Below are 10,019 nucleotides of genomic sequence, written 5' to 3'. Positions count from 1 at the left end.
TTCATCATCATGAAGCTTAACCACATAACGGGGGGGCAGAACGGGCCATAAAACACTTACAGAAAATGTGGATGCTAAATTTATAACAGCCACTGCAGGCTATGACAAGTCGCAGCCGTCAGGCTGCCTACTCCTATTAAAACAGCATGATCACCTATTATTCAACAAAGCCGATTATAGGGTGAAAACTGAGGCTCCTTGCGGTACTCTGCGACGGCTGTTGGGCTCCTGAGCTTCACCGTTTCAGGAACAAAGAGAGGCAGTGGCCGACAAATTCGTAAGAATGCATAAACAAGCATGCTGATTTGTTCTGTCCCCCGGCGACAAAACAAAAATAATGGCGTAATGGAACTTTCCTGATGCTTGCTCAAAGAGATTGAGTTATTGCTGGAAGTGCGATTACGCGTGAAGACAGATTTGGGGAGAATTTACCTCGGATGAGCGAGCAGTTAACGGATCAGGTTCTCGTAGAGCGAGTACAGAAAGGAGATCAGAAGTCATTCAACTTACTGGTAGTTCGCTATCAGCATAAAGTGGCGAACCTGGTTTCCCGCTATGTGCCCTCAGGAGACGTGCCTGACGTAGTGCAGGAGTCGTTTATTAAGACCTATCGTGCGTTGGAATCTTTCCGTGGCGACAGTGCTTTCTATACTTGGCTCTATCGTATTGCCGTCAATACAGCCAAAAATTACCTAGTTGCTCAGGGGCGCCGCCCGCCGTCTACCGATGTAGACGCGATCGATGCAGAAAATTTCGAAAGTGCGGGAGCAATGAAAGAAATATCGAACCCTGAGAACTTAATGTTGTCAGAGGAGTTGCGACAAATGGTTTTTCGTACCATCGAGACGTTACCCGAAGACTTGCGCATGGCTATCACCCTGCGTGAACTCGATGGCCTGAGCTATGAAGAGATAGCCGTGATCATGGATTGCCCGGTAGGGACTGTTCGCTCTCGTATTTTCCGCGCCCGTGAAGCTATCGATAATAAAATTCAACCGCTTATCCAACGCTAGCGATAGCGGATACAGGAAAGGTATTGAGGTATGCAGAAAGAACAACTTTCCGCTCTGATGGACGGTGAAACGCTGGATAATGAAGTTATTTCCATGTTGTCTAAAGACGTTGTGCTGCAGAAAAACTGGGGAAGCTATCACCTGATTCGCGACACGTTGCGCGGTGATGTTCCTCAGCTGCTTGATTTTGATATTTCCGCGCGCGTCATGGCGGCGATTGAGAACGAGCCAGCGCAGAAAGTCACTTTTTTGAGTGTTGAAGCACAGCCAAAACCTGAACAGGCTGCCGTGATGCCGTTCTGGGCAAAAATGCTCCCATGGGCAGCTCAGATTACTCAGGTTGGCGTAGCCGCTTGCGTTTCTCTAGCCGTAATTGTCGGCGTGCAGCAGTACAACAAACCCGTGGTCGGTCAGTCTTCTGACGCTCCAGTGTTTAACATGCTGCCGATGATGGGGCAGGCTTCCGCGGTTAGCCTAGGGGTGCCAGCGGATAACGCGAACACTAACAATACCAACGCTAACCAGCAGGTTCAAAGCCAGCGCCGCCGTGTGAACGCGCTGCTGCAGAACTATGAACTGCAACGCCGTCTGCATGCTGAACAGCTGCAGTTTGAGCAAAGCCCCGTTCAACAGGCTGCTGCTCAGGATCTAGGTAACCAGTCGTTAGGAATGCAATCGCAGTAATGAAGCAGCTTTGGTGTGCAGTCAGCCTTATGGCTGGCAGCCTGATGTACTCCTCTGTCGCCTTGACCGCACAAACGCCTTCCGGGGCACTATTGCAACAGATGGAGCAGGCCAGCCAGTCTCTCAGTTACGAACTTGCCTATATCAATGTTTCCCGCATGGGCATTGAATCGCTTCGATACCGTCATACTGCTATCGACAATAAAGTCTTTGCCCAGCTGTTGCATATGGACGGGCCGCGCCGTGAAATTATTCAGCGCGGCAATGAGGTCAGCTATTTTGAAGCGGGGCTGGAACCGTTCACCATGACCGGAGATCACATTGTTGATTCGCTGCCGGCGCTGGTTTATGCCGATTTCCAGCAGCTTGCCGCGACCTATGATTTTGTCTCCGTAGGCCGCACGCGTATTGCCGATCAGCTGTGTGAAGTGATCCGCATCGTGCCGCGTGATGGAACACGCTACGGCTATATTGTCTGGCTAGATAGCGACACCAAATTGCCGCTACGGGTTGACCTGCTGGACCGCGACGGCGAGACGCTTGAACAGTATCGCGTTGTCAGCTTCGCGGTGGATGAAGGCGTGCGTAAGATCATGCAGGATCTGGAAACTGCTAAGCTGCCGCCGGTGCTTTCCGTACCTTCCAGCGGTGCGGTGACCTTCAACTGGAAAGCTGGCTGGCTGCCCGCCGGAATGAAAGAGATCGCCCAGAGCCGCCGCCAGCTGCCTTCGCTTGATCGTCCGGTGGAATCATGCCTCTACTCCGATGGTCTGTTCAGTTTCTCCATCAACGTGACGATGGCGGATAAAAGCAGTTCGCCACAGCAGTTGCGCACTGGGCGTCGTACGGTGCAGACTGAAGTGCGTAATAATGCGGAAATTACGGTAGTGGGCGAACTGCCTCCTACCACCGCTAAACGCATTGCTGACAGCGTGACGATGGGTAAAACACCATGATGAGAGAATGGGCGACGGTGGTGTCGTGGCAGAATGGTATTGCCACACTGCACTCCGAAATGAAAACTTCCTGCAGCAGCTGCTCTGCCCGTAAGGCGTGTGGCAGCCATATGTTGAACAAGCTGAGGCTAAAAAACGCGCACCTGATGAAAATCTCCAGCGTGGAGCCGCTGCAGCCGGGCCAGCGTATCGAATTAGGTATTGCCGAAACCAGCCTGCTGAGTTCGGCATTCTTCGTTTATATGACGCCGCTTATCGGTTTATTCGTACTGGCCGGTGTTTCCCAGATGCTGTTCCACAGCGATCTGGCCGCGGCCAGTGGCGCGCTGCTCGGCGGCGTGGGGGGGGGAATTATTGCTAAAGGTATCTCCAGCATTCTGGGGCGTTCAGCTTCTTTCCACCCAGTGATCCTCAGCGCTGCACTGCCTCCCGACGCGCTGCACGTCAGTACCGATGCCTGACTTACCTGCAATCTGGCGACGGGTTTATCCTGCCGTCAGCCCTGTTTCACGTTGGTTCAAATCTTATTTCCCTGTCGATATGCCTTTGCATGCACTATTGTCTGCCTGCGAAGATTCCACCCCTTTGATATGTAGTGTAGAATGCTGCCTTTCGGGCCAGTGTCAGCCTGTGATATCACACTCTCCTGCTTCGCATCGCGCGAGTTCCAGAATTTGTAAGGCAGAAAAATCTCAATAATGAAGCACATAAGAAACTTATCTATCATCGCCCACATCGACCACGGTAAATCTACGCTCTCTGACCGTCTGATCCAGATTTGCGGCGGATTAACCGAACGCGAAATGGCTGCGCAGGTTCTGGATTCCATGGATTTAGAGCGTGAGCGCGGCATCACCATTAAAGCGCAGAGCGTGACGCTCGATTACCATTCGCCAGATGGTAAAACTTACCAGCTCAATTTTATTGACACTCCGGGACACGTTGACTTCTCCTATGAAGTTTCGCGCTCGCTGGCAGCCTGTGAAGGTGCATTGCTTGTGGTGGATGCCGGTCAGGGCGTAGAAGCTCAGACCCTAGCAAACTGCTACACCGCGATGGAAATGGATCTGGAAGTCGTACCTGTATTGAACAAAATTGATCTGCCGGCGGCCGATCCGGATCGCGTGGCGCAGGAGATCGAAGATATTGTCGGCACTGATGCCACTGATGCGGTGCGCTGTTCAGCGAAAACCGGTATTGGCGTGCCTGACGTGCTCGAGCGCTTGGTGCGCGATATTCCACCGCCGGAAGGTGACCCGGAAGCCCCGCTGCAAGCGCTGATCATCGACTCTTGGTTCGATAACTACCTTGGCGTCGTCTCGCTGGTACGTATCAAAAACGGCACCATCCTCAAAGGCGACAAAATTAAGGTGATGAGCACCGGTCAGGTTTACAACGCTGACCGTCTGGGTATCTTCACGCCGAAGCGCGTTGATACCGACGTGCTGAACTGTGGTGAAGTAGGCTGGCTGGTTTGTGCTATCAAGGATATTCTCGGCGCTCCTGTCGGGGATACTCTGACCAAGTCACGTAACCCGGCTGATAAAGCATTACCAGGCTTCAAAAAAGTGAAGCCGCAGGTTTACGCCGGTCTGTTCCCCATAAGCTCTGACGATTACGAAGCCTTCCGTGATGCGCTCGGCAAGCTGAGCCTGAACGATGCATCTCTGTTTTATGAGCCGGAAAGCTCTACCGCGCTGGGCTTCGGCTTCCGCTGTGGTTTTCTAGGCCTGCTGCACATGGAGATCATCCAGGAACGTCTGGAGCGCGAGTACAATCTTGAGCTGATCACCACTTCACCCACCGTGGTTTACGAAGTGGTGACTACCGACAACCAGATCATCTATGTGGACAGCCCGGGTAAACTGCCGCCGCTGAACAACATCGAAGAACTGCGTGAGCCAATCGCCGAGTGTCACATGCTGCTGCCGCAGGAGTTCCTCGGCAACGTGATCACGCTCTGTATCGAGAAGCGCGGCGTGCAGACCAACATGGTTTATCACGGTAACCAAGTTGCGCTGACCTATGAAATCCCGATGGCGGAAGTGGTGCTGGACTTCTTCGACCGTCTAAAGTCAACGTCCCGTGGCTACGCGTCGCTGGATTACAACTTCAAACGCTTCCAGGCGTCCAACATGGTGCGCGTTGATGTTCTGATTAACTCCGAGCGCGTCGATGCGCTGGCGCTGATCATCCACAACGACAACGCACCGTACCGCAGCCGCGAGCTAGTCGAGAAAATGAAAGATCTGATCCCGCGTCAGCAATTCGACATCGCGATTCAGGCGGCCATTGGCAACCACATTATTGCCCGTTCAACGGTGAAACAGCTGCGTAAAAACGTGCTGGCTAAGTGCTATGGCGGTGACGTCAGCCGTAAGAAAAAGCTGCTGCAGAAACAGAAAGACGGTAAAAAACGGATGAAGCAGGTGGGTAACGTTGAGTTACCGCAGGAAGCGTTCCTGGCCATTCTGCACGTAGGTAAAGACAGCAAATAAGCCCGAATTCGGGCTTCGAGGGAACTGAAATGGCTAATATGTTCGCCCTGATTTTGGCGATAGCAACGCTCGTCACCGGCATTGTCTGGTGCATCGATAAGTTCAAATGGGCACTGGCCCGTCACGCAAAATGCGCGGCGGCGCAGGCCGAAGGCATTGCGGAAACCAAGGCAAACAAGCAGCCGGGTTGGGTGGAAACCACGGCATCGTTATTCCCGGTGCTGTTCGTGGTGTTTGTGGTGCGTTCATTTATCTATGAGCCGTTCCAGATCCCTTCCGGTTCAATGATTCCAACTCTGCTGATTGGTGACTTTATCCTAGTGGAGAAATACGCCTACGGGATTAAAGATCCGATTACTCAAACCACGCTGATCGAGACCGGTCATCCGAAGCGCAGTGATATCGCGGTATTTAAATACCCGAAAGATCCAAGCTTGGATTACATCAAGCGCGTTGTTGGCCTGCCGGGTGACCGCGTGATCTACAATCTGTTGAGCAAGACTGTCTCAATTCAGCCCGCCTGTGATGGTGGTAAGCCGTGCGATAAAGCGCTGGCAGTGACCTATTCAGACGTGCAGCCAAGCAACTTCATTCAGACCTTTAGCGGCTTCAGCGGTAACGAAGTTGGCAACGGTTTCTATCAGGTGCCACAGGGTGAATCGATGCAGGGCGGCCTGCGTTTAGCCACCCGCAACGAGACGCTGGGCGATGTCACCCACCGTATTCTGCTCGTAACCCAGGCGCAGAGTCAGCCGGGTTCATACTACCAGCAGCCGGGCCAGTCGCAGTCAAGCTGGGTAGTGCCGCAAGGCATGTACTTTATGATGGGTGATAACCGCGACAACAGCGCAGACAGCCGCTACTGGGGCTTTGTCCCAGAGCGTAATCTGGTAGGCAAAGCAACCGCCATCTGGATGAGCTTTGACAAGCAGGAAGGGGAATGGCCAACGGGCGTTCGTCTCAGCAGGATTGGCAGTATTCACTAATGTTTGCCTGCGGGCAACATTAACTTCGGGTTGCTTGGTCGTATACTAGGCGACTGCACACAAAATAGATCGTGTTGGTGTACAGGCTCAGCCCTGTTCCGTATGCAGCATAATTGACGCATTCAGAAATTGGTAACGCATGAACCCCATCGTAATTAACAAGATTCAACGAAAGCTGGGCTACACTTTTACCCATCAGGAATTGTTACAGCAGGCGCTCACTCACCGCAGCGCCAGCAGTAAACACAATGAACGACTGGAATTCTTGGGCGACTCAATTCTGAGTTACGTCATTGCTAACGCCCTTTATCAGCGCTTCCCGCGCGTGGATGAAGGCGACATGAGCCGCATGCGTGCTACGCTGGTTCGTGGCAACACGCTGGCTGAAATGGCACGGGAATTTGACCTAGGCGAATGTTTACGCCTAGGTCCAGGTGAACTGAAAAGCGGCGGCTACCGTCGCGAATCGATTCTGGCTGATACCGTGGAAGCGCTGATTGGCGGGGTTTTCCTCGACAGCGATATCCAGACGGTGGAGCAGCTGATCCTCAACTGGTACGCCAGCCGTCTCGATCAGATCAGCCCGGGCGATAAACAAAAGGATCCGAAAACGCGTCTGCAGGAGTTCTTGCAGGGCCGTCATCTGCCGTTACCATCTTATCTGGTGGTACAGGTGCGTGGCGAAGCTCACGATCAGGAATTTACTATTCACTGCCAGCTAAGCGGTATGGCAGATCCGGTTGTGGGAACCGGCTCCAGCCGACGCAAAGCTGAGCAGGCAGCGGCCGAACAGGCGCTGATTAAGCTGGGAATTGAATGAGCGAACAAACTACCCATTGCGGCTTTATTGCTATTATAGGCCGCCCGAATGTTGGTAAATCTACCTTACTGAACCAGTTACTGGGGCAGAAGATTTCTATCACCTCGCGTAAACCACAAACCACGCGCCACCGTATTATGGGCATCCATACTGAAGGGGAATATCAAGTAATCTACATCGATACTCCCGGGCTGCATATGGAAGAGAAAAGGGCGATCAACCGCCTGATGAACCGAGCTGCCAGCAGCTCTATCGGTGATGTTGAGATGGTGATCTTCATGGTCGAAGGCATCAAATGGACCGCCGATGATGAGATGGTACTGAACAAGCTGAAAGACGGCCGCGTGCCGGTGCTGCTGGCGATCAACAAGATCGACAACCTCACGGACAAAAGCATTCTGCTGCCGCACTTGCAGTTCTTGGGGCAGCAGATGAGCTTTATGGACGTGGTGCCGATCTCCGCCGAAAAAGGCGATAACGTTGATACCATCGCCAGCATAGTGCGTAACCGTCTGCCGGAAGCTGAGCACCACTTCCCGGAAGATTATATTACCGACCGTTCGCAGCGCTTTATAGCCTCCGAAATCATCCGCGAAAAGCTGATGCGTTTCCTCGGCGCGGAACTGCCGTACTCGGTGACTGTTGAGATCGAACAGTTTGTAACGAACGAGCGTGGCGGCCTGACCATCAATGGCCTGATCCTCGTGGAGCGCGAAGGTCAGAAGAAAATAGTGATCGGTAATAAAGGGGCTAAGATCAAAGTGATCGGCACTGAAGCGCGCCGTGATATGGAAGATATATTCGAGTCGAGAGTGCACCTCGAGCTGTGGGTGAAAGTGAAGTCCGGCTGGGTGGATGACGAACGCGCCTTACGCAGCCTAGGCTATACCGACGATCTCTGAACCTGATGGAAGGCTGGCAACGCGCGTTTGTCCTGCATGGACGCCCCTGGAGCGAAGCCAGCCTGCTACTTGACCTGTTCTCTGAACAGGACGGCAGGGTACGGGTACTGGCCAAAGGTGCCCGTTCCAAACGTTCCAGTCTGAAGGGAGCGTTACAGCCTTTCACCCCGCTGCTGGTGCGCTGGGGCGGTCGCGGCGAAGTGAAAACGCTACGCGGGGCTGAACCTGTCTCTCTGGCGCTGCCTCTCTCCGGTATTACTCTCTACTGTGGTCTCTACGTCAACGAACTGCTTTCCCGCATGCTGGAACACGAAACGGCTTTCAGCGAGCTATTTTTTGACTATCTACACTGCATTCAGGGGCTGGCAGGCGTGACCGACTCGCCAGAACCTACGCTGAGGCGCTTTGAGCTAGCGATGCTCAGCCATCTTGGCTACGGCGTCGATTTCCTGCACTGCGCGGGTAGCGGCGAAGAGGTTGCCGATGAGATAACCTACAGCTATCGTGAAGAGAAGGGCTTTATCGCCAGCTTGGTGGTGAACAATCACAGCTTTACCGGACGCCATCTGCGCGCGCTGTACCAACGTGAATTCCCCGATGCGGATACCCTGCGCGCCGCCAAACGCTTCACGCGCATTGCGCTGAAGCCTTACCTCGGCGGTAAGCCTCTCAAGAGCACCGAGCTTTTTCGTCAGTTTCTGCCGAGAAAACCAGCGGACGCAGCGCCAGCCGCGGACGAATAGCCACAGGTCATACCCTTCGGGCTTCCGAACGTTGTACACTCGACAAAACCCTTCGCGATAATCTGAGGACTGTCATGGCTGAGTTGTTGTTAGGCGTTAATATCGATCATGTGGCCACCGTGCGTAATGCACGCGGCACGCAATATCCTGACCCGGTGCAGGCGGCGTTTGTCTCCGAACAGGCCGGTGCCGATGGTATTACCGTGCACCTGCGCGAAGATCGTCGTCATATTACCGATCGCGACGTGCGCATTCTGCATCAGACCATTCAGACGCGCATGAACCTGGAAATGGCTGTCACCGATGAGATGGTCGATATCGCCTGCGAGATCGTGCCGCATTTCTGCTGCTTAGTGCCGGAAAAGCGTGAAGAAGTGACTACTGAAGGTGGTTTGGATGTTGCCGGTCAGCAGGATAAAGTGACGGCGGTAGTACAGCGCCTTAATGCGGCTGGCAGTCTGGTCTCCCTGTTTATTGATGCCGACCATCGCCAGATTGATGCCGCCGTGGCGGCGGGCGCTCCCTACATCGAAATCCATACCGGTGCATACGCCGAAGCCGCAGAAGGCCCGGAGCGAGATGCCGAGCTGGCTCGTATTGCCGAAGCGGCAACCTACGCCGCAGGCAAAGGCCTGAAGGTCAATGCGGGCCACGGCCTCACCTACCATAACGTCCAGTCGATTGCGGTTCTGCCGGAGATGCACGAGCTGAACATCGGCCATTCAATTATTGGCCGTGCGGTCTTCAGCGGGCTGGCTGAGGCAGTGAAAGAGATGAAGCAGCTGATGCGGGAAGCGCGTCGCTAATGGCCATTCTCGGCCTTGGCACCGACATCGTGGAGATCGCCCGCATCGAAGGGGTGATCTCCCGCTCCGGCGATCGGCTGGCAAAGCGCGTGCTGAGTGACAACGAGTGGCGGCAGTATCAGGCCCATCAGCAGCCGGTGCGCTTCCTAGCTAAACGTTTTGCGGTAAAAGAAGCAGCGGCCAAAGCCTTCGGCACCGGGATCCGCGGCGGGCTGGCGTTTAATCAGTTTGAAGTTTTCAACGATGAGCTGGGAAAACCCGGCCTGCGCTTTTTCCAACATGCGCAGGAAGTGGCGAATAAGCTCGGCGTGGCACACATGCACGTCACTCTGGCCGATGAGCGCCATTATGCCTGTGCTACGGTGATAATCGAGAATTAACCTGCCGGGTGCAGTCCTACAAACTTGTCCCACAGATGCTCATTGCTCTCAGTGCGCTGTGGGTCAACAATAATAGTGTTATCAATCGGGCAGACCTGCTGACAGGTCGGGGCGTCGTAATGGCCGATACACTTGGTACAGCGATCGCCGTCAATCTCGTAGAACTCATCCCCCATCGCAATCGCTTAGTTCGGGCACTCCGGTTTACACATAGGCGGATTCAAGTTCGAA

The 10,019-nt window shown here is 53.9% G+C and carries 11 protein-coding genes and 1 pseudogene; 11 read left to right on the top strand and 1 reads right to left on the bottom strand.

The window, feature by feature from the left end; all coding sequences use genetic code 11:
* Window positions 1–437 precede the first annotated feature (437 nt).
* The 11 genes from rpoE (at window position 438) to acpS (ending at window position 9,788) form a co-directional block, all read left to right on the top strand.
* Window positions 438–1,013, top strand: coding sequence for an RNA polymerase sigma factor RpoE (rpoE, locus tag BBW68_RS10095; RefSeq protein WP_070135263.1), 576 nt, complete (start codon window positions 438–440; stop codon window positions 1,011–1,013).
* 30 nt (window positions 1,014–1,043) lie between these two features.
* Window positions 1,044–1,697 carry an anti-sigma-E factor RseA gene (gene rseA, locus BBW68_RS10090; protein WP_070135262.1) on the top strand — a complete coding sequence of 218 codons (654 nt, stop codon included), beginning with the start codon at window positions 1,044–1,046 and terminating at the stop codon, window positions 1,695–1,697.
* A complete protein-coding gene (gene rseB / locus BBW68_RS10085; RefSeq protein ID WP_070135261.1) occupies window positions 1,697–2,653 on the top strand; it encodes a sigma-E factor regulatory protein RseB in 957 nt (318 codons plus the stop codon). Before rseA ends, rseB begins: the two co-directional genes overlap by 1 nt.
* Window positions 2,650–3,114 (top strand): SoxR-reducing system protein RseC, encoded by a 465-nt coding sequence (rseC, locus tag BBW68_RS10080; RefSeq protein ID WP_070135260.1) that lies wholly within the window; start codon window positions 2,650–2,652, stop codon window positions 3,112–3,114. Before rseB ends, rseC begins: the two co-directional genes overlap by 4 nt.
* Before the next feature lie 237 nt (window positions 3,115–3,351).
* Window positions 3,352–5,151 (top strand): translation elongation factor 4, encoded by a 1,800-nt coding sequence (gene lepA / locus BBW68_RS10070; protein WP_070135258.1) that lies wholly within the window; start codon window positions 3,352–3,354, stop codon window positions 5,149–5,151.
* 29 nt (window positions 5,152–5,180) lie between these two features.
* Window positions 5,181–6,137: a signal peptidase I gene (gene lepB / locus BBW68_RS10065; RefSeq protein WP_070135257.1), complete on the top strand. Its 957-nt coding sequence runs from the start codon at window positions 5,181–5,183 to the stop codon at window positions 6,135–6,137.
* 139 nt (window positions 6,138–6,276) lie between these two features.
* Window positions 6,277–6,957, top strand: a complete 681-nt coding sequence (gene rnc, locus BBW68_RS10060) for a ribonuclease III (protein ID WP_070135256.1) — start codon at window positions 6,277–6,279, stop codon at window positions 6,955–6,957.
* Window positions 6,954–7,859, top strand: a complete 906-nt coding sequence (gene era / locus BBW68_RS10055; protein ID WP_070135255.1) for a GTPase Era — start codon at window positions 6,954–6,956, stop codon at window positions 7,857–7,859. Before rnc ends, era begins: the two co-directional genes overlap by 4 nt.
* 5 nt (window positions 7,860–7,864) lie before the next feature.
* Window positions 7,865–8,602, top strand: coding sequence for a DNA repair protein RecO (gene recO, locus BBW68_RS10050; protein ID WP_070135254.1), 738 nt, complete (start codon window positions 7,865–7,867; stop codon window positions 8,600–8,602).
* 74 nt (window positions 8,603–8,676) lie between these two features.
* Complete coding sequence (gene pdxJ, locus BBW68_RS10045; protein WP_070135253.1) at window positions 8,677–9,408, top strand: pyridoxine 5'-phosphate synthase; 732 nt, start codon at window positions 8,677–8,679, stop codon at window positions 9,406–9,408.
* Window positions 9,408–9,788, top strand: coding sequence for a holo-ACP synthase (gene acpS, locus BBW68_RS10040; RefSeq protein ID WP_070135252.1), 381 nt, complete (start codon window positions 9,408–9,410; stop codon window positions 9,786–9,788). The genes pdxJ and acpS overlap by 1 nt, the downstream gene beginning before the upstream one ends.
* On the opposite strand, the pseudogene BBW68_RS10035 reads toward acpS, so the two are convergent.
* A pseudogene (locus tag BBW68_RS10035) lies at window positions 9,785–10,012 on the bottom strand (YfhL family 4Fe-4S dicluster ferredoxin). The gene acpS and the pseudogene BBW68_RS10035 sit on opposite strands and share 4 nt — an antisense overlap.
* Window positions 10,013–10,019: the final 7 nt, after the last annotated feature.

It is taken from the genome of Candidatus Erwinia dacicola, assembly GCF_001756855.1.
Lineage (GTDB): Bacteria > Pseudomonadota > Gammaproteobacteria > Enterobacterales > Enterobacteriaceae > Erwinia > Erwinia dacicola.
This window is presented reverse-complemented; position numbering and strand designations above follow the sequence as displayed.